Below are 25,617 nucleotides of genomic sequence, written 5' to 3'. Positions count from 1 at the left end.
TGAAATCATGAACGGTTGATAAACCAGCCTCATGCACGATCCGGGACAAGCTTGTCTTGTCGTCTGACCTCTGTCTCGGGCAGCATGAGCCACGCTCCTCACGCCAAACGCGCTGCTGAGGCCACAAAAAGACCACTGCTGCTTTCCGGATTTCTTCATGTCGACCGTGTTTTCCATCGCCGCCCTCCTTCTCGGTTCCGGCCTCTTGCTGATGGCGGGCGGGCTGCACGGCCTGCTGCTGCCGGTGCGCGGTCTTGCCGAAGGCTTCTCCGACACGTCTCTGGGCATGCTGGGCGCGGGCTGGGCGGCGGGCTATATCGCCGGCTGCCTGCTGGTGCCGATGATCGTGAAGCGCGTCGGGCATATCCGCACCTTTGGCGTGATGGCTTCCATTGCCGCCATCTCCATGCTGCTGAACCTGTTGTTCATGATGCCGGAAGTCTGGATTCCGCTGCGCGCGCTCACCGGCTTCTGCTTCGCAGGCGGCGCCATGATCGTGGAAAGCTGGCTCAACGAGCGCGCCAACAACAAGACGCGCGGGCGGGTCTTCGGCATCTACACCATGATCAACCTGGGCTCGACCACGATCGGCCAGATGCTGCTGACGCTGGGCGATCCCACCGGCTTCGTCTTCTTCGTGGTGGGTTCCATCATCTATTCCCTGTCGCTGCTGCCCACGGCCCTTTCCACCGCCGCAACCCCCACGCCGCTGACGCAGGCGCGGCTGGACCCGCGCCAGCTCTGGAAAAACTCGCCGGTCGCCGTGGTCGCCGTTGTCCTGACCGGCATTTCCAACGGCGCCTTCGGCACGCTGGGCGCGGTCTATGGGCGGCGCATCGGCCTTGAGGTGGGCGATGTCGCCATCATGATGTCGCTGTCGCTGCTGATCGGCGCCCTCATTCAGGTGCCGGTGGGCATGGTGTCAGACCGGATCGACCGCCGCCTCGTGCTGATTGGCATGGGTCTGGTTGCCATGGTGGTGGAAATTGTGCTGTCGCTGCTCTCCGCGCCCGGCAGCACCACGGTGATCATCTTTGTCTCGCTCTTCGGCGGCATGATCTATTCCATGTATCCGGTCATCGTCGCCCATGCCAATGACCATGCGGCGCCGGGGGAATTCCTCAAGACCAGCGGCGGGCTGCTGATGCTTTATGGCGTCGGCACCATGATCGGCCCCATCGCGGCGGCCGCGCTCATGTCGGCCACCTCGCCGTCGGCCCTGTTCCATGTGACGGCGGGTGCGCATCTGTTGATGGTGCTCTTCACCCTCTGGCGCATGACCCAGCGGGCAAGCCTCAGTGTCGCCGAGAAGTCGGACTTCGTGCCGGTGCTCACCACCGGGCGCCTCTCCACCCCGGAAACCGCCGCCATGGACCCGCGCTCGGACGAGGAGCAGCAGAAAAAGGAAGCTGCGGCCTGAGGGGGCGGCAGTTTCCCGTTACAGCCGATACCCTCGCCATCGTCATCCCGGATCTCCGCTTCGCTGCGTCCGGAATGACGTCCGATAGGGTTTGCCAGCGGTTTGATTTCCGGCTGACATACCCCATTCCCGCAACCACTCAGCCGAGCTTCTGGTTGTCCACTTTGGCCAGCAGCCGTTCCTTCGTTGCCTTGTCGCAGAAGGCGGCTTCGATGGCGGTGCGGGTGAAGACGCGCAGGTCTTCCTGGGTCCAGTTGAAGGTCTTGGCCGTCAGGCTGTATTCCCGCCCCAGCGTGGTGCGGAAGAAGGGGGGATCATCCGAATTGAGGGTGATGCGCACGCCCGCCCGGCGCAGCAGGTTGACCGGGTGGAAGCGCAGCACCGGGTAAAGCCCCAGCGCCGCATTCGAGCCGGGGCAGACCTCCAGCACGATCCGCTCTGCCGCCAGCCGGTCCACCAGTGCCGGGCTTTCGATGGCTCGCACGCCGTGGCCGATGCGCCGCACGCGCAGGAAATCGAGAGCCGCGCTGATGCTCTCCGGCCCGCCGAACTCGCCCGCATGGGCGGTCAGGCCCAGCCCGGCTTCCCCGGCCATGCGGAAGGCGCGGGCGAAATTGGCCGGATGGCCCTCGCGTTCGTCGCCTGCAAGGCCGAAGCCGGTGACCAGCGGATGCGGATTGGAAACAACCTCCTTCGCCACCCGCTCCACCGAGGCTGCGCCGAAGTGGCGGACGCCAACGGCGATCATCCGGCCTTCGATGCCGGTCTCCGCCTTGGCCCGCTCAAGGCCTGCCGCCAGTCCTTCCACATAGGACCGGTAGGAGAGGCCTGCCGATGTGGCATGGTCGGGGGAAATGAAGATTTCGCCGTAGATGGCCCCTTCGGCGGCCAGCATGCGGAAATAGGTTTCGCTCAACTGCGCATAATCGCCGGGGCGGCGGAAGACGGAACTGGCGAGGTCATAGGCGGACAGGAAGGTGGTGAAGTCGCTCCAGCGGTACTGGCCCTTGGCATCGATGATCGAGGAAACGTCGATCTCCTCGCGCTTTGCGATCTTCTGAACCAGTGCGGGCGGGGCTGCCCCTTCGATATGGCAGTGCAATTCCGCCTTGAGCACCTGCTCCTGCACTGCCATGGGCCGCCCGTCCTTCCCTGAAAGCTGCCTGCCGGATCCATTTCATGACCCGGCTCAATCACTGACAAAGTTGTTTCCGCCGCCGCACGCTGCGTCAAGAAGAAGCGGCGCATGGGCGCCGCTTCCCGGTGGAAAGTCAGGCGCTCAGGAAGCTGCGGCCATGGCGCCCGGCGGCAATGCCCAGATGCTCTGCGATGGTCTCGCCGATATCCGCATAGGTGCTGCGTCCGCCGATGCTGCGGCCTGCGACGCCCGGAGCAAAGCCCAGAACCGGCACATTCTCGCGCGTGTGGTCCGTGCCGCGCCATGTGGGGTCGCAGCCATGGTCAGCGGTCAGCAGCAGCAGGTCGCCGTCCTTGAGCTTCGCCATCAGCTCCGGCAGGCGCCGGTCGAACTCTTCCAGCGCTGCCGCATAGCCCGGCACATCACGGCGGTGGCCATAAAGGGAATCGAAGTCGATCAGGTTGGTGAACACGAGATCGCCGTCCTGCGCCATGTCCATGGCTTCCAGCGTCTTGTCGAGAAGCTGGCCGTTGCCGGCACCCTTCAGCACCTTGGTGACGCCCTGATGGGCGAAGATGTCGGAGATCTTGCCCACACCGATGACTGTCCGCCCTTCGGCGGTCAGCCGGTCCAGAAGCGTCGGCTCGGGCGGCAGAACCGAGTAGTCGCGCCGGTTGGCCGTGCGCACGAAATCCGCAGCGCTTGTGCCGGTGAAGGGCCGGGCGATGACGCGGCCGATGTTGTAAGGGTCCGCATGCCTACGGGTCACCTCGCACAGGGCATAGAGCCTTTCGAGGCCGAAGGCCTCTTCATGGGCGGCGATCTGCACGACGGAATCCGCCGAGGTGTAGAAGATCGGCTTGCCGGTGCGCAGGTGCTCTTCACCCAGCTCCGCAATCACCTCCGTGCCGGAGGCATGCTTGTCGCCGATGATGCCGGGAATGCCCGTCTCAGCAACAATCGCGGCGATCATCTCCGCCGGGAAGGTGGGGATGGTGGCCGGGAAATAGCCCCAGTCGAACTCAACCGGCACGCCCGCAATTTCCCAGTGGCCGGACGGGGTGTCCTTGCCGTTGGACACTTCCGCCGCATAGCCCCACAGGCCCGTGGGCGCCGGGTCCGGCGCAAGGCCGGGCAGGGTCTTGCCGGTGGACAGCGTGGCGGCGGCGCCAAGGCCGAGGCGGTTCATGTTGGGCAGATGCAGCGGCCCGCTGCGCAGGCCTGGCTTGTCACCTTCTCCGGCCGCACAGCGCTGCGCGATATGGCCCAGCGTGTCGGAGCCCTCATCGCCGAAGCGGGCGGCATCCTGCGCACCGCCGATGCCAAAACTGTCGAGCACAACGAGAATGGCGCGAGGCATGCTCTGTTTCCTTTTGTCCCGAGGCTAAAAGCCTCTCATCTCATTTCACGGCAGCTCTTGCGGCTGCTTGTCGTTTGGCCGGAGGGAGGTGGCGACCCGGCGCAAGTATCCGGCGCTTCAGCCCCCCACCCCTAACCCCTCCCCACGAGGGGGAGGGGGACTTTGCTCCCGATCCGGCCCCGGTTCCTCTCCCCCCTTGAGGGGGAGATGCCCCCGAAAGGGGGCAGAGGGGGGTATGCAGCCTCTCCAGCCTGCCTGGAGGCTGTCATGTGTGGTGGCGCTGACACCCCCCTCTGTCTGCTGATGCAGACATCTCCCCCTCAAGGGGGGAGAGGGGCGCTGCGGCCACTGTTGAACACCTCAGGCGAACCAGTCCGGATCGTCCACTGACATCGCACCTCACGGCGCGATCCCATGTTCATGCCCCTTACGGCGCAATTGCATTCATGCTTTGTATCGCCCCTTACGGTGCGATTGCATTCTTGCTTTGTATTGCGCTCAAGGCGCGATACGGGCAGCCACGATCGGGTGGTCCTCGACGCTGGCGGCATCGCCGGTGCGATAGGCGGCGTTGAGGGCCTCGGTTGCGCGGCGGGCGGCGTCTTCGGTGGCAGCATGGACGATGGCGAGCGGCGCATCCGCATCCACCCGGTGACCGATGCCGGCCAGTTCCGTGAAGCCGACGGACGGGTCGATCACATCGGCGGCGATGCGGCGGCCGCCGCCCAGTTCCACCACGGCAACGCCGATGGCGCGGGCGTCAACGCCGGTGACGATACCCGGCTCTTTCGCATAGACCGGAGCAATGACGGGCGCCTTGGCGAGATAGAGCTCGCTCTTTTCCATGAAGTCCGCCGGGCCGCCGAGGGCGGTGACCATCTCGGCGAATTTCTCCGCCGCACGGCCGCTTTCAAAGGCGGCGCGCATCAGATCGCAGCCTTCCTGAGCGCTTTCGGCAATGCCGCCGGTCGCCAGCAGCTCGCCGCCCTGTGCCACGGTCACGTCCCACAGGCGGCTGTCGATGGAGGTGCCCTTCAGGAAGTCCACGGCATTTTGCATTTCCACCGCATTGCCTGCGGCAGAAGCGAGGGACTCGTTCATGTCCGTCAGCAGGGCGGTGGTCTTGAGGCCAGCGCCATTGGCGACGCGCACGAGGCTTTCGGCAAGCGCCTTGGCCTCCTCGAAGCTCTGCATGAAGGCGCCCGTGCCCCACTTCACGTCCAGCACGAGGCCCTGCAGGCCTGCGGCCAGCTTTTTGGACAGGATCGAGGCGGTGATAAGATCGATGCTCTCCACCGTGCCCGTCACATCGCGGATGGCGTAGAAGCGCTTGTCCGCCGGGGCAAGGTCGCTGGTCTGGCCGATGACGGCGCAGCCCACTTCCTTCACCACCTTGCGGAACAGGGCGTTGTCCGGCTGGGTCTTGTAGCCGGGGATGCTGTCGAATTTGTCAAGGGTGCCGCCAGTGTGGCCAAGGCCGCGTCCGGAGATCATCGGCACGGCCGCGCCGCAGGCGGCAAGGGCCGGGGCCAGCATCAGCGAGACATTGTCGCCGACGCCACCGGTCGAGTGCTTGTCGAGCACCGGCGCGTCCACATCGGACCAGTCGAGCACGGTGCCGCTGTCGCGCATGGCCAGTGTCAGGGAAACGCGTTCGTCAATGGTCAGTCGGCGGAAGAAGATGGCCATGGCCAGCGCCGAAACCTGCCCCTCGCTGACGCTGCCATCGGCAAGGCCCTTGACGAAGAAGGCGATTTCTTCCCGCGTCAGCTGGCCGCCGTCACGCTTCTTGCGGATGAGTTCCTGTGCCAGCATGTCAGTATCCTTCGCGCGCGCTGCCTGCGCCGCCCTTGATCACGTCAATCAGTGCGTCCAGCAGCCCGCTGGCGCCAAAGCGGAATGTGGCCGAGGAGACCCAGTTGGGCCCCAGAATCCGGTCGGCCAGCGCCAGATAGGCGGCAGCCTCGTCCAGCGTGCGGATGCCGCCAGCGGGCTTGAAGCCCACCTGACGGCCCGGCTGTTCGGTGCGCACCTCGTCAATCACCGTCAGCATGATTTCGGCAGCTTCCAGCGTCGCATTGACCTTCACCTTGCCGGTGGAGGTCTTGATGAAATCGGCACCGGCGGCAATGGCGACGAGCGAGGCCTGATGGATCAGCAGCGGGTCACCGATCTCGCCGGTTTCCAGAATGACTTTCAGCTGGGCCGGGGCCGGAATGGCAGCCTTGACGCGGATGATCATCTCTTCGGCAAAGCCGCGGCGGCCTTCCACGAAGGCGCGGTAGGGCATCACGAGGTCGATCTCGTCCGCGCCATCGGCAATGGCCTTGGCTGTCTCGTCCACCACGGCGCGGGTGTCCACACCGCCTGCGGGGAAGTTGACGACGGTTGCGACCTTCACCGGCGTACCGGCCAGCTTCGCCTTCGCCTGCGCCACGAAGGCGGGATAGAGGCAGACGGCGGCCACATGGCCATGCTCGGTCACGGCACGGGCGCAGAGCGCATCGATATCGGCGGCGGTGCAGCCGTCATTCAGGTTCGTCAGATCGACAAGGGCGAGAGCCCGGGCGGCGAGTTCCGCCTTGCTGGCTGCATCAGCCATGGGAAACCTCCTTCACGAAGCCGCGCACAAGCTTCTTCATGCGCGCAAGGCCGAGTTTGGCGACGGACTTGGTCTCGTCGTGGGACAGGCCATGGGCCTGCATGCCTGCGCCCAGATTGGTGATGATCGACATGGCGGCGACGCGCATGCCGAGGAACCGGGCAAGGATCACCTCCGGCACGGTGGACATGCCGACGGCATCAGCGCCCAGAATGCGCGCCATGCGGATCTCTGCCGGGGTCTCGAAGGACGGGCCGGAAAACCACATGTAGATGCCCTCCGCCAGCGCATGGCCATCGGCCTTGGCGGCGCGGTGCATGGCGGCCTGCAGGTCCTTGTCATAGGCGGCGGTCATGTCGAGGAAGCGCTTTTCGTCTTCCTCGCCGATCAGCGGGTTGAGGCCGGACCAGTTGATGTGGTCGGTGATCAGCATCGGGCTGCCCGGCTGCACCTCCTCGCGCAGGGACCCGGCGGCGTTGGTCGCCAGCAGGATCTCGCAGCCGAGCGCCTTCAGCGTTTCGACCGGCGTGCGCATGATGGAGGGATTGCCGCTCTCATAGTAATGGGCGCGGCCCGAAAGGATCACCACCGGCACGCCTTCCAGCTCGCCTGCCACCAGCTCGCTGCCGTGGGAGGAGACGGTGGAAACCGGAAAGCCCGGAAGTTTGCTGTAGGGAATGCGCACCGCATTCTCCATCTCGCCCGCCAGTTCGCCGAGCCCGGAGCCCAGGATCATGCCGATGCGGTAGCTGCCCGGGCGGGCGGCGCGGACGATTTCCGCGCAGTCATTGCCATAGCTGCTCATGGCGTTCGTCCCTTGTGTTGTTCTGTTTCAGCGTTGAGGGTCCGCTTCAGTCGAGAAGCTGGAAACCGGCGGGCAGCAATTCGTCGATGGTGAAGGTACGGCGAATGCCGTCGAGATTGGCGATATGGATCTTGACGGAACCGGCCGCGAATTCCTTCAGCTTCTGCCGGCAGCCGCCGCAGGGCGTGCAGAGGGCGGCATCGGCGATGACGACCACTTCCTCGATCTGCTGCTGACCGGCCAGAACCATGGCGGAGATGGCGCCAGCTTCGGCGCAGACGCCCTGCGGATAGGCGGCATTTTCCACGTTGCAGCCCGGATAGATCTTGCCGTCGGCGGCAAGGATCGCCGCGCCGACCTTGAAGTTCGAGTACCGGGCATAGGCGTTTTCGCGGGCGGCCTTTGCCGCCTCGAAGAGCTTGTCCACCGCGCTCATGTGCGCTCCTTCAGATAGGGGATGCCGCTGGCCTTGGGCGGAATGGCCTTGCCGATGAAGCCCGCCAGCAGGATGACTGTGAGAATGTAGGGAAGTGCCTGGAACACCTGCACGGGCACCTCACCGATGCCCGGGACCTGCTGGCCCTGAAGCCGGATGGCCATGGCATCGAGGAAGCCGAAGAGGAGGCAGGCGTAGAGTGCGTTCACCGGCTTCCACTTGGCAAAGATCAGGGCCGCCAGCGCGATGTAGCCGCGCCCGGCGGTCATGTCCTTGATGAAGCCGGAGGACTGGGCAATCGCCAGATAGCTGCCTGCCAGGCCGCAGAGCAGCCCGCACATGACCACTGCCCGGTAGCGCAGGAAGGTGACGGAGATGCCTGCCGTGTCCACCGCCGCCGGATTTTCGCCAACGGCGCGCAGGCGCAGGCCGAAACGGGTGCGGTAGAGCACCCACCATGTGGCCGGAACGGCAAGGAAGGCAATGTAGACGAGGATGTTGTGGCCCGAAATCAGCTCGAAATAGACATAGCCGATGATGGGCACGTCCTTGACGGCAGTGGCAAAGGGCAGCTCGATTTCCAGAAAACGCCCGCCGCCAGACAGGGACGGCGTGCGCCCGCCCTGATTGAACCAGGCCTGCCCCAGAAGGGCCGTCAGCCCGGCCGCCAGGAAGTTGATGGCAACGCCGGAGACGATCTGGTTGCCCCGGTTGGTGATCGAGGCAAAGCCGTGCAGCAGCGCAAGGCCGACCGCCACGACGATGCCAGCGCCAAGCCCGGCCCAGGCATTGCCGGTGATGAAGGCAACGGAGGCTGCACCAAAGGCAGCGCCCAGCATCTTGCCCTCAAGGCCGATGTCGACGATGCCCGAACGTTCCGAATAAAGTCCGGCAAGGCAGGCCAGCAGCAGCGGCGCTGACAGGCGGACGGTGGAATCGAGGATGAGGATCAGGGTCTCGAACATGGCTCGTTCTCCCGTCAGGCCGTCTTGCCGGCAGCGGCGGCCGGCTTGGCGGAGAAGCTGAACAGACGCACCAGCGCCGGGCGGAACATGTATTCCAGCGCCCCGGCGAACAGGATGACGAGGCCCTGGATGACCACGATCATGTCACGGGTGATGGCCGGCATTTCGAAGGCGAGTTCTGCCCCGCCCTGGTAGAGCATGCCGAACAGGATCGCCGACAGCATGATACCCACCGGATGCGCCCGGCCCATCAGCGCCACGGCGATGCCGACAAAGCCGTAGCCGGCGACATATTCGATCAGCAGCCGGTGCTGCGAGCCGACGATCTCGTTGATGGCCATCAGCCCGGCCAGACCGCCGGAAATCAGCATGGTGATGATGGTGATGCGCACCGGCGAAATGCCCGCATAGACGGCGGCAGAGGGATTGGCACCGAAGGTGCGGATCTCATAGCCGAGCCGCGTGCGCCAGATCAGCAGCCACACCAGCACCAGCGCTGCCAGCGCCAGAAAGACCGCAAGGTTGACCTGCGACGAGCCGAAGAAGCTGGTGCCGAAGAAATCCCCCAGCAGCGGCAGCTGCCCGCCTTCGGCGAAGGTGCGGGTTTCCGGCTGCATGGAGCCGGACTTGTTGATCACCTTCACCAGCAGATAGCCCATCAGTGCCGTGCCGATGAAGTTGAACATGATGGTGGTGATGACGATATGGCTGCCGCGCTTGGCCTGCAGCCAGGCAGGAATGGCTGCCCAAGCTGCGCCGTAAAGGGCTGCCGCGAGCACGGCGACCGGAACCGTGATCCACCAGGGCGCATATTGGTCCAGCGCAAGGCAGGCAAGGGCGGCACCGAGGCCGCCGAGATAGGCCTGACCCTCGCCGCCGATGTTGAAGAGCCCCGCATGAAAGGCCACGGCCACGGCAAGTCCGGTGAAAATGAAGTTCGTGGCATAGAACAGGGTGAAACCAATCCCCTCGCCATAGCCGATCGAACCCCAGATCAGCACTTGAACCGCATCCAGCGGGTTCTCGCCGATCAGCAGCACCACAAGCCCGGAGACGAGGAAGGCTGCAGTGAGGTTGAGAAGCGGGATCAGGCCGAAGTCGATCCAGCGCGGCAGGGAACCGGCACTCATGCTCTGCCTCCATGCGCGGCGCGGGCGGGCACGTCATCCGTGACACCGGCCATCAGCAGGCCGCATTCGTTTTCGGTGGCATCCGGTCCGCGCTCGCCGACAAGGCGGCCGTCGAACATGACCAGGATGCGGTCGGAGAGGGAGCGGATCTCGTCCAGCTCCACGGAGACGAGCAGCAGGCCCTTGCCTGCATCACGCAGCTCGATCAGCCGCTTGTGAATGAATTCGATGGCGCCGATATCGACACCGCGCGTCGGCTGGCCGACCAGCAGCACGTTCGGGTCCCGCTCGATCTCGCGGGCCAGAACCACCTTCTGCTGGTTGCCGCCGGAGAAATTGGCCGTTTTCAGCAGCGGATTGGGCGGGCGGATGTCGTATTTGGCGATTTCCGCCTCGGCTGCCTTGCGGATGGCCCGCATGTCCAGCAGCGGGCCCTTCGAATAGGCCGGATCGTTGTGATAGCCCAGAATGGCGTTCTCATATTCGGCAAAGGACGTGACAAGCCCCATCCGGTGCCGGTCCTCGGGCACATGGCCCATGCTCATGGCGCGGATTTCCGCCGGATTTTTCGGATTGGCCGCAAGGTCGATGGTTTCGCCATTCAGCCACATGCGGCCCTTGCGGGCACGGCGGATACCCGCCAGCGTTTCCAGCAGCTCCGACTGGCCGTTGCCCGAGACACCGGCAATGCCGACAATCTCCCCGGCGCGGATTTCGAAGGACACGTCCTTCACCACATCGACGCCCCGGCTGTCGGTGACGGTGAGGTTCTCGACGGCCAGCACCCGCTCGCCGGGCCTGGCGGCCTGCTTGTTGACCTTCAGCAGCACGCTGCGGCCCACCATCAGCTCGGCCAGTTCCTCCATGGAGGTTTCCGCCGTCTTGCGGGTCGCCACCATTTCGCCGCGGCGCATGACAGACACCGTGTCGGTGATGGCCATGATCTCGCGCAGCTTGTGGGTGATGAGCAGAACCGTCTTGCCCTGGGCCTTCAGGACTTTCAGAATTTCAAACAGATGGTCGGCCTCGGCCGGGGTCAGCACTCCGGTGGGCTCGTCCAGGATCAGCACTTCCGCGCCGCGGCAGAGCGCCTTCAGGATCTCGACGCGCTGCTGCAGGCCGACCGGCAGGTCACCGACAACCGCATCCGGATCGATCTTCAGGTCATATTCGTTTTCCAGCCGGGCCAGTTCCGCCCGCACCTTGCCCGCGCCGCCTGCCAGCAGGCTGCCGCCCTCGGCGCCCAGCATGACGTTTTCCAGCACGGTGAAGGGATCCACCAGCATGAAGTGCTGATGCACCATGCCGATGCCAAGGCCGATGGCATGGCGGGAATCGCGGATGGTCACGGTCTTGCCATCCACCAGGATCTCGCCGCTGTCGGCATTGTAGAAGCCGTAGAGGATCGACATCAGCGTCGACTTGCCGGCACCGTTCTCGCCGATGATGCCGTGGATCGATCCCTTGCCCACCACAAGATCGATGTTCTTGTTGGCATGCACAGGCCCGAAGGACTTGTTGATCTTGCGAAGCTCGATGGCGGCGGTCATGGATGCTCCCGCGCGTCTGGCCACAGGGCCGGCGTCAGTCGGTAAAGGGGCCGGGCGCATGGCACGGCGTCACAAGGAAAGAGCCCTTGCCCCGGCCTTCCGGCGCAGGACAAGGGCCGCAGTCCCTCAGGGTGTTACGGGCAGGTCTTGTCCGTCATGTAGTCGTGGACGGCGATCTTGCCCGAGATGATGTCGGCCTTGGCCTGTTCGGCAGCAGCCTTCATCTCATCGGTGACGAGGGACGCATTGTATTCGTCCAGAGCGTAGTCCACGCCGCCTTCGGCAAGGCCCAGCACTTCGATGCCGCTGGTCCACTGGCCGTTCTTGGCGTCGGTGAAGGTCTTGTCCACGGCGACGTCCACGCGCTTCAGCATGGAGGTCAGAACCTTGCCTGGGTGCAGGCCGTTCTGGTTGCTGTCGACGCCGATGCCGAGCTTGCCCGCGTCAGCGGCCGCCTGCAGCACGCCGATACCGGTGGCGCCGGCTGCGTGATAGACAACGTCCGCACCACGGTCGAACTGGGACTTGGCCAGCTCGCCGCCCTTCACCGGGTCATTCCAGGCAGCACCGGTGGTGCCAGTCATGTTCTGGAAGACTTCGGCCTGCGGGTTGGTGGCCATCACGCCCTGCTTGTAGCCGCAGGCGAACTTGTGGATCAGGTCGATGTCCATGCCGCCGACGAAGCCGACCTTGCCGGTCTGCGAAGCCTTGGCTGCCAGCAGGCCAACGAGGTAGGAGCCTTCATGCTCCTTGAAGACGATGGAGCGGACATTCGGCAGGTCCACGACCATGTCGACGATGGCAAACTGGATGTCCGGGAATTCCTTGGCGACCTTCTCGACGGCATTGGCATGGGAGAAGCCGATGGCGACGATCGGGCTCATGCCGCGACGGGCGAAGTTGCGCAGGGCCTGCTCGCGCTGGCTGTCGTTCTGGATCTCGAAGTCGCGGTATTCGACGCCCGTGTCCTTCTTGAACTTCTCGGCACCCGTATAGGCGGACTCGTTGAACGACTTGTCGAACTTGCCGCCAAGGTCATAGACGACTGCCGGCTGGAAATCCGCTGCAAAGGCGGTGCTGGCCATCATGACGCCTGCAATGGCGGCGCCCGTCATCAGGAACTTCTTCACGTTACATCCTCCGGCACTGGACCCGGCCACCATGGCTGGTCCCGGTTTACTTCCCCTCTTGGGCACTGCGGGGCAGCAAGGCTGCCGTCACAGGGCCGCTCGATCCGAGCCGCTGCTTCAGAGCCCTTGCCAGGGTCTCATCCGCGATCAGGTCGGTGATGACACCGGTGCGCAGCGCTGCGAGCGTGGCGTCTGCCTTGCTCTCCCCGCCCACCAGTGCAATGACACGAGAGCCGCGGACTTCCTCGTAGTGAAGCCCCACGGCGCACTCGCCAAGACTTACGGGCACCTGCGCGCCCTCGATTGTGACAAACCGCCCCATCAGGTCGCTGACTGCGCTGCTGCGCATCAGGCCGTCCTGATCTTCCTTCTGGATGATGCCGCGCTGCACCAGATGACCGTCGTCATCGATGGAGCCGATGCCAACGACAAAGGCATCCGACCGCCGCGCACGCGCCAGAAGATCCTGCACGCTGCGCTGGCCGAGGAACATGTCGCGCTCCTCCAGGCTTTCGGCAAAATAGGGCACCGGCAGATAGTAGCCTTCCCCGCCCGTGCGCTCGATCAGCGGCTGCACGATGTCAAACGGGTTGGCCGAAAGCTTGCGCATCAGCGAGCCGGAGATGGAGATGATGGCAAGGTCCGGCCGGGACAGGCGCGGCATGGCCGCGACCGAAGCCTTCAGCGTCCGGCCCATGCCGACGCCGAGCTGACGGATTTCCGGCCCCGAAAGCAGGTTGGACAGGAAGGGGCCCGCGACGGAGGCAACGGCGCGGATGGCCGTCGTCTGGTCGCCGCCGCCAAGGTCCGGCGCAATGATGCAGCTGGTCAGGGCAAAATGCCGGGTCAGTTCGTCTTCCAGCTCGAGGCACTCGATCGGGCGGCCTTCGATCTGGAAGCGGACAAGGCCTTCCTTCTGGGCGTGGGCAATAAGACGGTGGACCTTGGCCGGTGACACGCCAAGACGCGCGGCAATCTCACCCTGCGTGCTGCCCCCCACGAAGGAGAGCCACGCGGCGCGGATCGAGAGGTAGGTGGTCCAGTCCTCGTCCTGCACGAATTGCCCCGCCTGCTGCGTCCAGGTCTTTCGCCCGGATCTTGAGCCTCTGGTTGACTGAAATTTTCTTCAGCCGCTGTGAATTCTTTCAGCAAAGATGCCTGCCTGCTCGTCCGGCGTCAAGCGGATTTGGCGTGTTTTCCGGCTGAAACTTGCGCTTTTCCGCCTGCTGCCGTGACAGGGGCAGGGATGCTGCCGTGCGCAGCAGTTTGCATGGGCATTAGGCAGGAATTGCCCTGTTGGCGGGCGGATCCGGCAATATCTGCCGGTTGCTGGGCAAATTTTGCCTAGTGGTTCACGCAGGTGCATTCTGTGCGTCTTTTGTTTTGCTGGCACAATCTTCGCCGCCTTACTTGTGGCATAATGCTTGCTTGGAACAATTCTATCCGGCGCGTGTTCAAGGCTCTGAAAATATCGGCAAATTGCCGAGATTCTCGGATTAACCGTCTGTTTAGCCGCAACAACAAAAGTAGAGAGGGAGGTGTGGGAAACCGGCTTCGGCCAAGACATGGAGAACACCATGCGTCTCACACTGTGCAAAACCGGACGTGACGTCTGCAGTGCCGCCATTGGCGGTCTTGCCATCTTGGCATTTACTTCAATAACAGCTCTCGCCGAGCGTTCGCTCCCGGGCAATTTCTCCACGGCCTATTCGGCAGATGCCGAAGTGGACGTCGAGCTGGTGCTGGCCGTCGACATTTCCCAGTCGATGGACCGGGACGAGCAGGAGGTGCAGCGGGCCGGATATGTCTCGGCCCTGACCTCGCGGGAGGTGCTGGCCGCCATCCGCGACGGACCGACAGGGCGCATTGCCATCACCTACTTTGAGTGGAGCGGCGTGGGTGAGCATTTCACCGTGGCGGAATGGTCCATCATCCAGGACGAAGCCACTGCTGCGGCCTTTGCCGCCCGCATCGCCGAAGCCCCCCTGCGGCAGATGCAGAGAACGTCGATCTTCTCGGCATTGGAAAAGTCGGCTGAGCTGATTGCCTCCAACGAATATCAGGGCCTCAGGAAGGTGATCGACATTTCCGGAGACGGGCCGAACAATCAGGGCGGCACCGTCACCCAGATGCGCGACAAGGTCATCTCGGCCGGTATCACCATCAACGGCCTGCCGCTGATGTTGAAGTCGGAAACCTCCGCCTGGCAGGCGATGCTGCATCTCGATCACTATTACGAGGATTGCGTCATTGGCGGACCGGGGGCCTTTGCCATCCCGGTGCGCTCAAAGGAGGCCTTTGCCGAGGCTGTCCGGATGAAGCTGGTGCTGGAGATTGCCGGGCTGATGGAAAATCAGCCTCTGATCATCCCGGCCGCAGGCCGCAAGACGGTCAGCTGCAATCTGTTTGACTAGAGGAGTGGCGGCCAGCCGCCGCCGCTCACGAAGTTGCGCCCCGTGAGGCGGTGGCTTGCCGCCGCTCACGAAGATGCGATTGGGTTTTTGCCGGCAAGGCTGACAGACTTTCCTGTGTCCGGCGGCGTATTGGCGCTGCCGGAGCAAGGGGAGGTCCGGCATGACGCCCTTCAACATTCTGCGCCGGTTGCGCTCATGCGCCGGATGGTTGCGCACGGCGCTGGTGCTGCTGGCTCTTGCCGGCGTGACGGGCGGGGCGGCGGCCCAGCAGAATCTGCCGCAGGAAGTGGATGTGGCCCTCGTGCTGGCGGTCGACATTTCCTATTCCATGGACATGGATGAACAGCGCCTGCAGCGGCAGGGCTATATGCAGGCGATTACCTCGCCGGATGTGCTGGAGGCGATCCGGGGCGGCCTGACCGGCAGCATTGCTGTCATCTATGTGGAGTGGGCAGGCACCTTGTCCCGCTCGGTCCTGATTGACTGGCATGTGATCTCGGACGAAGCCAGCGCGCAGCAATTTGCCGATGCGCTGGGCGAAGCCCCCATCAGCCGCGCCTACCGCACCGCCATCGGCGATGCGCTGCTGTTTTCAGCGCAGCAGTTCGAAACGCTGCCCTACAGTGCCGCGCGCAAGGTCATCGACATTTCCGGGGATGGGCCGAACAATCAGGGCACCTATGCGCCCGCCGCCCGCGATCAGGTGGTGGCGCAGGGCATCGTCATCAACGGCCTGCCGCTGCAGCTGAAGGATGTGCGGCCGGGCTGGTTCGACATGGCAGACCTCGACCGCTACTACGAAACCTGTGTCATCGGCGGTCCCGGCTCCTTCATCGTGCCGGTGCGCGGCGCGGAGCGGTTTGCCGAAGCCGTGCGCCGCAAGCTGGTGCTGGAAATCGCCATGCCGGTTCTGCCCCGGCCCGAAGCACCTGATGAGTCCCGGCTGATCCGGGTGGCCGATGGCATCGATCCCTTCTGCCTCGAAGGCGAGCGGCGCTGGCAGCAGCGGCGGTTCATCTACGAGGAACCATAGGCAGCTTCGCGCCTTGCAGCATCTTCCTGTGATCGCGGCTCAGCTCGCGCTTTGCGTTTCCCGCGCAAGGCGCTAAAGCTGTTGCCGTGATTTTGATGGCGCTTCTGCGCCGGTGCAAGCTTGCGGGAGATGATGCGGATGGAGGCGGAACGTCCGGTGCTGGCCCTTGTGGCCCATGACGCCAAGAAAGACGCCATGGTTGCCTTCGCGCAGCGCAACGAGGAAAAGCTCGCCGCCTTCCGGCTGGTCGGCACGGGCACCACGGGCGGGCGCATCAAGGCGGCCTGTCCCGGCCTCGACCTGACGCCGCTGAAGAGCGGGCCGCTGGGCGGTGATCAGCAGATCGGCGCCATGATCGCCGAAGGCCGCTTGCACGGGCTCATCTTCTTTGCCGACCCGCTGTCGCCCATGCCGCATGATGTGGATGTGAAGGCCTTGCTGCGCCTTGCGCTGGTCTACGATATCCCGATGGCGCTCAACCTCTCGACCGCCGAAATCCTGCTGCGCTCGGCCCGCCTGACTGGCCTGCGCAGCTCCTCCGATACTCCTGAAGTGGCCGGCCCGCGCACATGAGCCTGACTGAGACCCGCCAGCGCCCGTTCGCTTTCCCCGTTCTGGTCGGGGATGTGGGCGGCACCAATGCCCGCTTTGCCCTTGTGCTGGATGAAGAAACGCCGGGCATCAAGCTGCCGTCCCAGCCGACGGCGGCCCATCCGGACATCAATGCCGCCATCCGCGCCTGCCTAGCGGGGCAGGATGTGCCGGCGCCGCGCTCGGCCGTCATCGCCGTGGCCGGCCCTGTCACCGGTGACCGCATTCCCCTGACCAACGCCAGTTGGGTGGTGGAGCCGCTGCAGATGATCGCCGGCCTTGGTCTCAGGGACGTGGTGATCCTCAACGACTTCGAGGCGCAGGCGCTGGCGCTGCCCGGTCTGTCCGGGGAGGATATCGAGCAGATCGGCGGCGGCGAGCCCCTGGCGGGCGCCTCCAAGTTCGTTGTCGGCCCCGGCACGGGGCTGGGTGCGGCGGCGATGATCTATGCGGCTGACACCTGGGTGCCGGTGCCCGGTGAAGGCGGCCACGTGGAACTGGGTCCCGTGACGCCCGAGGACTACGAGATCTGGCCGCATATCCCGCGCAACGGCGGGCGCATCGGCGCCGAGGAAGTGCTAAGCGGCACCGGCCTGCCGCGTTTAGCCGGGGCTGTTGCCCGCGCCCGCAAGGCGGAGCCGCATTTCACGTCTGCGGCTGACATCACGCAGGCGGCCAATGCCGGAGATCCGGTGGCAGTGGAAACGCTGGAGATCTTCGCCCGCTGCCTTGGCCGGGTGGCGGGGGATTTTGCGCTTTCGGTTCTGGCGCGCGGCGGTGTCTATATCGCGGGCGGCGTGTCGTCCCACATTGCGCCGTTCCTGCGCAAGGGCGGCTTCCGCGCCGCTTTCGAAGCCAAGGCTCCCCATGCCAAGCTGATGGCCTCGATCCCGGTGTTCCTGATCCATCACCCCAACCCGGCGGTGGACGGACTTGCCGCCTACGCCCGCACCCCGGACCGCTTCGCCGTCGGCACCAAGGGCCGCCACTGGTCCGCGCAGGATTGAGGTTTTGGGCGGTGTGATCTCTATGCCGGGCCTCTCCGCTCTCCTCCCCAAGAGGGGGCAGTGTCGACAACGGACTCCGGTGGGGTTCCGGGCTAAGGTCTGATGAAAGCCTGGGTTCTGGGCATTCCGGCACGGCGTATCAGCTCCCCTCCCCCTCGTGGGGAGGGGTTAGGGGTGGGGGGAAAGCCTTTCCGTCTGGCAGAGTATCGATTGATCACAGACAGTCTCTCCTCTCCAGCCTCTTGAGGAAAAGTTCGCCTTTTCAAGCTCAAAGCCCCCCACCCCTTACCCCTCCCCACGAGGGGGAGGGGGGCGGAGGCGCCCTGCCACAGATCAGATGCAGCACTGCGGGATTCTATCCGCAACGAACACTGCCTTCAGATGACCGAGGCAGGCAGCAGGAGAGGCCCGCGTGGCTGAGAAAGTGGACACCTGGCGGTCACCGCCCCTGCCCATTGATGCGGCGCTGCCGGAGTTGCTGGCGGCGCTTGCGGCGGGCAGCAATGCGGTGCTGGTGGCAGAGCCTGGTGCGGGCAAGACCACCCGTGTGCCGCTGGCGCTGCTGGACGCGCCCTGGCGCTGTGATGGCCGCATTCTGCTGCTGGAGCCGCGCCGCCTTGCCGCCCGTGCTGCTGCCCTTCGCATGGCCGAAAGCCTTGGCGAGGAGGTGGGCGGCACTGTCGGCTACCGGGTGCGCATGGAAAGCCGCGTCAGCGCCCGCACCCGTATCGAGGTGATCACCGAGGGCGTCTTTACCCGCATGATTCTGGATGACCCGGAACTGACCGGCGTCGCCTGCGTGCTGTTTGACGAGTTTCATGAGCGCTCGCTCGAAGGCGATCTCGGCCTTGCGCTGGCACTCGATGTGCAGGGGGCGCTGCGTGATGACCTGAGGCTGGTGCCTATGTCGGCGACGCTGGATGCCGCCGGCGTCGCAAGGCTGCTCGGCGGCGCGCCGGTCATCGAGAGCAAGGGCCGCAGCTTCCCCGTTGAAACCCGTTATCTCGGCCGCAAGGCGGAAGAGCGGATCGAGCCGCAGGTGGTGCGGGCCGTGCGCAAGGCGCTGGCGGAAGAGCATGGCTCGCTGCTGGTGTTCCTGCCCGGACAGGGCGAAATCCGCCGGGTGGCCGAGGCGCTGGAGGGCCAGGTGCCTGCCCATGTGCGCATCGCCCCGCTTTACGGCGCGCTGGACGGCAAGGCACAGGATGCTGCCATCCGCCCGGCGAAGGAGGGCGAGCGCAAGGTGGTGCTGGCCACCTCCATCGCCCAGACATCGCTCACCATCGAGGGCGTGCGGACGGTGATCGACAGCGGCCTCTCCCGTGTGCCGCGCTATGAGCCGCAGACGGGGCTGACGCGGCTGGAAACCGTGCGCGTGTCACGGGCCACGGCAGACCAGCGCAGGGGCCGTGCGGGCCGGACGGAGCCCGGCGTGTGCTACCGGCTCTGGGACGAAGCGCAGACACAGGCGCTGATGCCGGCCGAACGGCCGCAGATTCTGGAAGCCGATCTTTCCTCGCTGGTGCTGGATCTGGCGGCCTGGGGCACGGCGGACCCGGCCACCCTGTCCTTCCCCGATGCCCCGCCTTCTGGCGCCTGGGCAGAAGCGCGCAGCCTGCTGACGCAGCTTCATGCGCTGGACGGCGAAGGCCGCCTGACGCCGCATGGTCAGCGCCTTGCGCGCCTGCCCATCGAGCCGCGCCTTGCGCATATGATCGTGGAGGCTGAGGCGCTGGGTCTTGGACGGCTGGCGGGGGAGGTGGCTGCGATCCTGTCCGAACCCGGCCTTGGCGGCATGGATGTGGATCTGCGCGAGAGGGTGAGGCGCCTGCGCCGGGACAATGATCCGCGCAGCCGCGATGCCCGCGCCCTTGCGGCCCGCTGGCAGAAGATGGCAGCTGAAGGCGGCGCGAAGACCGGGCAGGACAGCGATGGCGGCGCCCCGGAACTGGCCGGTGAAGTGCTGGCGCTGGCCTTCCCCGAGCGGGTGGCGCAGGGCCGGGGCCAGCGCGGCCGCTTCCGCCTTGCCAACGGGCGCGGGGCGGAGCTGCCGGAAGAACATGCGCTGGCAGGCGAGGCCTTTCTGGCCGTTGCCGATATTCAGGGCAAGGCCCAGTCGGGCCGGATCATGCTGGCAGCGCCCCTCGGGCTTGAGGCCATCGAGACGATGTTTGCCGCAGATATCACTGAAACCGATGACGTGCGGCTGGAGCCTTCTGGTCTGGTGCGGGCGCGCCGTGTGGTCCGGCTGGGAGCGCTGGAACTGGCCTCCCGGCAGATCGCCAACCCGGATGCAGCGCTGGTGGCCAAGGCGCTGCTGGCGGAAATTGCCCGGCGCGGTGTGGCACGGCTGCCCTGGACCAATGATCAGCTGCGCCTGCGCGCCCGTGCCGGTTTCGTGCGGGCCGCAGGGGCAGAGCATCTGCCGGACCTCTCCGATGCCGCCCTTCAGGAGACGCTGGAAGACTGGCTTCTGCCCTATATGGCGGGCTTCACCCGTGTTTCGGACGTGGATGCCGCCTGCCTCGGCAACGCGCTCTCCGGGTTGCTGGGCTATGGCGGTGCTGCGGAGATTGACCGGCTGGCGCCATCGCATTTCACCGCGCCCACCGGCTCGCATGTGCCCATCGATTATGGCGCAGAAAGCGGCCCGTCCATTTCCATCCGCGTGCAGGAGCTGTTCGGCCTCGCCCGGCATCCAGCCGTTGCCGATGGCCGCATTCCGCTGACGCTGGAACTTCTGTCGCCCGCCCACCGGCCCATCCAGATCACGCGGGACCTGCCGGGCTTCTGGGCAGGCTCCTGGGCGGATGTGAAGACGGAGATGAAGGGCCGCTATCCGCGCCACCCCTGGCCGGATGACCCTGCCTCCGCAGAGGCGACAAGACGCGCCAAACCACGGGGAACGTAAGTTCAAGCCCGTGCGGCGCCTGAGCAAGTTCAAGGCGTGATGCGTCAGCATCTCAAAGCCTTGGAATAAGAGCTTCGCGGTCGCTTATCGGCGGCCTTCGTGGTAGATCTGCGTCAACTTCAGTTTCAAGAGAGTATCTGCCATGACCGCCGCCGCCTTTGACCCCAAGGACATCATTGCCCGTTTCACTGCAGGCGAGGGCTTCCCGGAGGCTGACGTCCGCGAATGCCTGTCCACTCCGTCCGCCTCCGTTCCGGCGCTGATGGCCATTCTGGAAGACCGCGTGGCCGGTGGCACGGGTGAGCTCAGCCAGCTCGACGAAAAGGGCGATGCCTGCTTCCTCGCGCTGCACATCCTGGCCGACCTCAAGGTCACCGCGGCCTTCCAGCCCCTGATGCGCCTGCTGCGCAGCACGGATCAGGATCTTGAAGCCCTGTTTGGCGACTGCCTGATCGAAACCATGGGGCCGATCCTGATCGCCCTCAATCCGGGCGGCTACAGCGTCTTCGAGGAAGGGTTCTCCGACCGCAACGCCGACGATTACGCGCGCGATGCCATGATGGTGGCCTGGGTCTATGGCGTGCTCTCCGGCGAAGTGCCGCGCGAGCATGCCCTCTCCGTGCTGAAGGCCTTCCCGAAGACCGTGCGCCCGGCGCCGGACAGCTATCTTTGGGGCAGCTACATCGGTGCCGCCGGTGACCTCGGCTTTGAGGAACTGGAAGAGCCGATCGCAAAGCTGTTCACCGATGGCTCGATCATGATGGACGAAGGCGGTTTCCGTCCGGTGGACCCGGAAGACTTCGCCCTTCATCTGGAAGCGGCCAGCCTGTCGGAAGAAAACGAAGAATCCCGCGAGCTCTGGATGGCCACGAACCGCTATTTCCCCTTCGAGGATACGGTCGAGCTTCTGGGCGAATGGTCCTGGGATGGCGATGAAGACGAGTGGATGGATGTGCCCTTCCTGGAAGCTGCCGAGGACGAAGAGCCCTATCTGCCGAACTGACGGCAGCTGGCTGCCAGTCCTTGCCGTCTACTGCCTTGCCGTCTGCTGCCTTGCGGTGCTTGCCCCGCTGGCCGCAGGGCAGGCACTGGCGCAGGACATGGGCAGCCGCTTCCGCATTGGCGTGGTTACGGCCGGGCGCGATGATGCCCGGTCCGAGGCCGAACCCTTCCGCGACGAGCTGGAATACCGGCTGGGCCTTCCGGCTGATCTGTTTCTCATGGACACCTTGGGCGAACTGACGGACGCCCTCATCGCTGGTCATGTGCAGTACGGCCGCCTGTCTGCCACGGCCTATGCGGCTGCACGCAAGGCCTGCGCCTGTGTCGAGCCACTGGCCGCGCCCCGTGACGGGGACGGGGCAGACGGGTTTCACGCCATTCTGATGACCAAAGCCGGCGAAGTGTCCTCTCTGGAGGCGCTGGCGGGAAAGCGGCTGGCCATTGGCCCGGCCCGCTCGACGGCAGCCTTCCGTGTGCCGCTGGCCGCTCTTGCCGCTTCAGGACGCGATCCGCGCCAGTTTTTCTCCGCGCTTGTTCCCGTTTCCGGCCCTGAGGAGGGGCTTGCCGCGCTCCATGACGGCCTGGCCGAAGCTGCGCTGGGCTGGTCCACATTGCTGGGCGAGGCAGACACCGGCTACAGCGCCGGAACCCTGATGCAGGCCTATGACAGGATGCGGCTGGATGTGGGCCGGCTGACGGTCGTCTGGCAGTCGCCGCGCATTCCTTTTGCCGTGCATGTGGTGCGCTCCGATGTGGCGCCCGAGCTGAAGGACCGGCTGCGGCAGATGCTGTCCAGCCTTCAGGACGAAGCGCCGGGCGCCTATTTCGCCATCGAGCCGGATTTCGGCGGCGGCTTCGTGCCGGTGCTGCCGGAAGACTTCTCCGCCGTAATGCTGCCGCTGGAGCCGCAATGGCAGGCGATGCTGAAGGAGATCGCGGACCAGCAGTCCGCTGCTCCTGCGGCCTTGCCCGAAGACGGCGGGGAAGGCGAACTGCTGCCGCCGTGATGGGAAATGCTGCAGTTTGGTCGCGCGGCACGGCTTTTCAGCCCCCCTCCCCCTCTGGGGGCTACCGGATTCACACATCAGGTCTGGGAACTGCCCGCAATGAGGCGTTTGCTTTTCGGGAGGACGCCTGCCGCCCCCCTCCCCCTGGTGGGGAGGGGTAAGGGGTGGGGGGCTCTGAGCCGAAAACTATATGAAAGACAGATAGATGCCTGGAGAGACATCAAGAAGAACGGCTGTCCGGAACCAATGGATACTTTGCCAGACGGAAAGGCTTTCCCCCCACCCCTAACCCCTCCCCACGAGGGGGAGGGGGGCTGAAAAGCCGTGCCGGAATAACCAGACTTCTGGCTTTCTCCACACCCTCTTCGGCTCAAAGCACGATGTGTGCATGCAGTAGCTCAAGGAGAGGGAAGCTGCGGCCAGTTGCAGCGGGCCTTCCAATGCCGCCGCCCGGCTTCAACGCGTCTCCTAACCCCTCAGTGCCTTCACCGTATGCCGCCGGATCATTTCTTCCTCATTGGTGGGAACTACCATGAGGGTGACGCGGGAGGCGGGGGTGGAGATGATGCGGGCGCTGCTGCGGTTGGCGTTTTCGTCAAGGCTGGCACCCAGCCAGCCGAGCGGGGCACAGACCGCCTGGCGGACGTTGACCGCATGCTCGCCGATGCCGCCGGTGAAGACGATGGTGTCCACGCCATCGAGAATGGCGGCCATGGCGCCCATCTCGCGGCGGACGCGGAAGGTGAAATAGTCGATGGCTTTGCGGGCCGCTTCCGTTCCGGCGGCTTCCAGCTCGCGCATGTCCTGGCTGAGGCCGGACAGGCCCTTGAGGCCGGACTGCTTGTAGAGCAGATCCGATATTGCCTCTGCCGTCATGCCCTTTTCCTGCATCAGATAGAGCAGCACGCCCGGGTCCAGCTGGCCGCAGCGGGTGCCCATGGGCAGGCCGTCGAGCGCGGTGAAGCCCATGGTGGAGCCGATGCTGCGGCCATCCTGTATGGCGCACATGGAAGCGCCATTGCCGAGATGGGCGACGATCAGCCGGCCCTTTGCAGCTTCCGGCGCCGTCTCCGCCAGATGCTGCGTGATGTATTCATAGGACAGGCCGTGGAAGCCATAACGCCGCACGCCCTCGTCATAAAGCGGGAGCGGCAGGGCGAAGGCGTCATTCACCCAGGGGTGATTGCGGTGGAAGGCCGTGTCGAAACAGGCGACCTGCAGCGCATCCGGGAATGCCTTCTGCGCGGCGCGGATGCCCGCCAGATTATGCGGCTGGTGCAGCGGGGCGAGGGGAACGAGGCGCTCCAGTTCTGCCATCACGCTGTCATCAATGACGGCAGGGACCTCGAAGCCGATGCCGCCATGCACCACCCGGTGCCCGGCCGCTGAAATTCTGAGGCCCTCGAAGGCCTCACGGATCAGGCCCAGAACCGCAGCAAGGGCCGCTTCGTGCCCGGTCGCCGATGCCGCTCCGGCAGGGGCTTCCAATGTCGCGTCGAGCCGCGTGCCATCGGAGGGCCGCTGCGCCTTCAGCCGCATGGCCGTGCTGCCGATCCCTTCGACCTGGCCTTTCAGAAGCTCTGCCGTGCCCTGGTAGAGGTTGAATTTCAGCGATGAGGAGCCGGCATTCAGCACCAGCACCGCCTGATCCGTCTGTGCGCTGCTCATTCGGCGGGGTCCATGTCACCGGTGACGATGGATGCGCCCGTGGTCAGCCAGTGCTGATACAGCAGGGCGAGCGCACAGGAGGCAAGGCGGGCGCGGTCATCATCGGCGCGGCTGGTCAGGATCACCGGCACCTTGGCCCCGGCGACAAGACCGGCGGTCTCGGCATGGGCGAGGAAGGTCAGTTCCTTGGCCAGCATGTTGCCGGCCTCAAGGTTCGGCACGATCAGCACTTCCGCCCGGCCTGCCACCAGCGAATTGATGCCCTTGGTGCGGGCGGCCTGCAGGTCGATGGCATTGTCCATGGCCAGCGGCCCGTCCACGAGGCCGCCGGTGATCTGGCCGCGCTCGGCCATCTTGGACAGGACCGCCGCATCAAGGCTGGAGGCAATGGCCGGGTTCACCGTCTCGATGGCCGAGAGAATGCCCACCTTCGGCTCGTCCAGGCCAATGGCAAGGCCAACATTGATGGCGTTCTGGATGATGTCGACCTTGGTTTCCAGATCCGGGGCGATGTTGATTGCAGCATCGGAAATGAGCACCGGCGTCGGGTGGCCGGGCACATCCATGACGAAGACATGGCTGATGCGCCGCCGTGTGCGCAGGCCGCCGTCGCGCTTGACCACGTGTTTCAGCAGAAGGTCGGTGTGCAGGTGCCCCTTCATGACGGCGGAGACGCGGCCCTCATGCACCATGGCAACGCCGCGTGCGGCGGCGTCGGATTCATCGGGCACATGCTCGATCTCGAAAGCCTCCAGCGAGGCCCCCAGCGACTGGGCCGTCTTTTCGATCTTCGCCCGGTCGCCGATCAGGATGGGGCGGATCAGGCCATCGTTTGCGGCAAGCAGGGCGCCGCCCAGCGAATTGGCGTCTTCCGGGGCGATCACCGCAGTCACCAGCGGCGGCAGACGCCGGGCACAGCTGATGAACCGGTCGAAATGCCGGTGCCGCTCCAGCAACAGCGCGGGCAGATCGGTGGTGTCAAAGATGATCTGTTCATCGGGCGCCGTCACCACCGCCATGCCATCGGCAACGGCTGTGCCATCGGGCCGGGAAACCCGTGTGGCAAGACGGACCGTCCGGTCTGCCTCCTTCGCCACCACCTGCACGCTGACATTCAGCGTGTCGCCCAGAAGGACGCGGCCGTGGAAGGAGAAGGTCTGGCTGCGGTAGATGGTGCCGGGGCCGGGCAGGATGTTGCCCAGAACGGCGGAAACAAGCGCGCCGATCCACATGGACGGGGCAAAAGGCGGCTCGCCCGTGCGCTCGCTCCCCTCGGCTCTGGGCAGGTGCAGCGGGTTGGTGTTGCCGGAGGCATGAGCGAAGATATAGAGGTCGTTGGCGGTGCAGGTTCTTGAAACGGTTGCCGTTTCGCCAATGGTGATCTGGTCGTAGGTGCGGTTGCTCGCCATGCGTTCTGCCTCGGTCTTGCCTGTGCCTGCCGTATCTGA

At 65.2% G+C, this 25,617-nt stretch carries 21 protein-coding genes; 8 read left to right on the top strand and 13 right to left on the bottom strand.

What is annotated here, in order from left to right:
- Positions 1-157: 157 nt before the first annotated feature.
- Positions 158-1,420, top strand: a complete 1,263-nt coding sequence (locus tag AC0CMF_RS22630) for an MFS transporter (RefSeq protein ID WP_050472225.1) — start codon at positions 158-160, stop codon at positions 1,418-1,420.
- Between the two features lie 139 nt (positions 1,421-1,559).
- Here AC0CMF_RS22630 and AC0CMF_RS22625 read toward each other — a convergent pair whose 3' ends face one another.
- From AC0CMF_RS22625 to AC0CMF_RS22575, 11 genes are all read right to left on the bottom strand, one after another.
- On the bottom strand, positions 1,560-2,555 hold the full coding sequence (locus tag AC0CMF_RS22625; protein ID WP_050472224.1) for an adenosine deaminase: 996 nt from the start codon (positions 2,553-2,555) through the stop codon (positions 1,560-1,562).
- Positions 2,556-2,691: 136 nt separating this feature from the next.
- Entirely contained in the window at positions 2,692-3,918 is a 1,227-nt protein-coding gene (locus AC0CMF_RS22620; protein WP_374630259.1) for a phosphopentomutase, read from the bottom strand.
- Positions 3,919-4,416: 498 nt separating this feature from the next.
- On the bottom strand, positions 4,417-5,733 hold the full coding sequence (gene deoA, locus AC0CMF_RS22615; RefSeq protein ID WP_374630260.1) for a thymidine phosphorylase: 1,317 nt from the start codon (positions 5,731-5,733) through the stop codon (positions 4,417-4,419).
- 1 nt (position 5,734) lies between these two features.
- Complete coding sequence (gene deoC, locus AC0CMF_RS22610) at positions 5,735-6,520, bottom strand: deoxyribose-phosphate aldolase (protein WP_374630261.1); 786 nt, start codon at positions 6,518-6,520, stop codon at positions 5,735-5,737.
- Positions 6,513-7,325 carry a purine-nucleoside phosphorylase gene (locus tag AC0CMF_RS22605; protein WP_374630262.1) on the bottom strand — a complete coding sequence of 271 codons (813 nt, stop codon included), beginning with the start codon at positions 7,323-7,325 and terminating at the stop codon, positions 6,513-6,515. Before AC0CMF_RS22605 ends, deoC begins: the two co-directional genes overlap by 8 nt.
- Before the next feature lie 46 nt (positions 7,326-7,371).
- The gene (cdd, locus tag AC0CMF_RS22600; RefSeq protein ID WP_374630263.1) at positions 7,372-7,761 is read right to left on the bottom strand and encodes a cytidine deaminase; all 390 of its coding nucleotides are present in this window, start codon (positions 7,759-7,761) and stop codon (positions 7,372-7,374) included.
- On the bottom strand, positions 7,758-8,726 hold the full coding sequence (locus tag AC0CMF_RS22595) for an ABC transporter permease (RefSeq protein ID WP_374630264.1): 969 nt from the start codon (positions 8,724-8,726) through the stop codon (positions 7,758-7,760). Before AC0CMF_RS22595 ends, cdd begins: the two co-directional genes overlap by 4 nt.
- A 14-nt stretch (positions 8,727-8,740) precedes the next feature.
- Entirely contained in the window at positions 8,741-9,856 is a 1,116-nt protein-coding gene (locus tag AC0CMF_RS22590) for an ABC transporter permease (RefSeq protein ID WP_050472216.1), read from the bottom strand.
- Entirely contained in the window at positions 9,853-11,406 is a 1,554-nt protein-coding gene (locus tag AC0CMF_RS22585; RefSeq protein WP_050472215.1) for an ABC transporter ATP-binding protein, read from the bottom strand. Before AC0CMF_RS22585 ends, AC0CMF_RS22590 begins: the two co-directional genes overlap by 4 nt.
- A gap of 134 nt (positions 11,407-11,540) precedes the next feature.
- Complete coding sequence (locus AC0CMF_RS22580; protein WP_094463895.1) at positions 11,541-12,521, bottom strand: BMP family lipoprotein; 981 nt, start codon at positions 12,519-12,521, stop codon at positions 11,541-11,543.
- Positions 12,522-12,582: 61 nt separating this feature from the next.
- The gene (locus AC0CMF_RS22575; protein ID WP_186392195.1) at positions 12,583-13,593 is read right to left on the bottom strand and encodes a sugar-binding transcriptional regulator; all 1,011 of its coding nucleotides are present in this window, start codon (positions 13,591-13,593) and stop codon (positions 12,583-12,585) included.
- A 520-nt stretch (positions 13,594-14,113) separates the two neighbouring features.
- Between AC0CMF_RS22575 and AC0CMF_RS22570 the strand changes: the two genes are divergently transcribed.
- The 7 genes from AC0CMF_RS22570 (at position 14,114) to AC0CMF_RS22540 (ending at position 22,501) form a co-directional block, all read left to right on the top strand.
- A complete protein-coding gene (locus AC0CMF_RS22570) occupies positions 14,114-14,950 on the top strand; it encodes a DUF1194 domain-containing protein (RefSeq protein ID WP_374630265.1) in 837 nt (278 codons plus the stop codon).
- Between the two features lie 160 nt (positions 14,951-15,110).
- Positions 15,111-15,983 (top strand): DUF1194 domain-containing protein, encoded by an 873-nt coding sequence (locus tag AC0CMF_RS22565; RefSeq protein ID WP_374630266.1) that lies wholly within the window; start codon positions 15,111-15,113, stop codon positions 15,981-15,983.
- Positions 15,984-16,112: 129 nt separating this feature from the next.
- Positions 16,113-16,556 (top strand): methylglyoxal synthase, encoded by a 444-nt coding sequence (locus AC0CMF_RS22560; protein ID WP_094463888.1) that lies wholly within the window; start codon positions 16,113-16,115, stop codon positions 16,554-16,556.
- On the top strand, positions 16,553-17,581 hold the full coding sequence (gene glk, locus AC0CMF_RS22555) for a glucokinase (RefSeq protein ID WP_050472211.1): 1,029 nt from the start codon (positions 16,553-16,555) through the stop codon (positions 17,579-17,581). Before AC0CMF_RS22560 ends, glk begins: the two co-directional genes overlap by 4 nt.
- 412 nt (positions 17,582-17,993) lie before the next feature.
- Positions 17,994-20,492: an ATP-dependent helicase HrpB gene (hrpB, locus tag AC0CMF_RS22550; RefSeq protein ID WP_374630267.1), complete on the top strand. Its 2,499-nt coding sequence runs from the start codon at positions 17,994-17,996 to the stop codon at positions 20,490-20,492.
- A gap of 142 nt (positions 20,493-20,634) precedes the next feature.
- Positions 20,635-21,495, top strand: coding sequence for a DUF1186 domain-containing protein (locus AC0CMF_RS22545; protein ID WP_374630268.1), 861 nt, complete (start codon positions 20,635-20,637; stop codon positions 21,493-21,495).
- Positions 21,443-22,501, top strand: coding sequence for a phosphate/phosphite/phosphonate ABC transporter substrate-binding protein (locus tag AC0CMF_RS22540; RefSeq protein ID WP_472482475.1), 1,059 nt, complete (start codon positions 21,443-21,445; stop codon positions 22,499-22,501). Before AC0CMF_RS22545 ends, AC0CMF_RS22540 begins: the two co-directional genes overlap by 53 nt.
- Positions 22,502-22,969: 468 nt before the next feature.
- Here AC0CMF_RS22540 and AC0CMF_RS22535 read toward each other — a convergent pair whose 3' ends face one another.
- Positions 22,970-24,169: an acetate/propionate family kinase gene (locus AC0CMF_RS22535; protein ID WP_374630270.1), complete on the bottom strand. Its 1,200-nt coding sequence runs from the start codon at positions 24,167-24,169 to the stop codon at positions 22,970-22,972.
- On the bottom strand, positions 24,166-25,578 hold the full coding sequence (locus AC0CMF_RS22530) for a bifunctional enoyl-CoA hydratase/phosphate acetyltransferase (protein ID WP_094463897.1): 1,413 nt from the start codon (positions 25,576-25,578) through the stop codon (positions 24,166-24,168). The genes AC0CMF_RS22535 and AC0CMF_RS22530 overlap by 4 nt, the downstream gene beginning before the upstream one ends.
- Between the last annotated feature and the right edge of the window lie 39 nt (positions 25,579-25,617).

Source organism: Pannonibacter sp. CBAS1226 (assembly GCF_055685825.1).
Note: the sequence above shows the minus strand (reverse complement) of the source record. Positions and strands in the feature narration are given on the sequence as shown.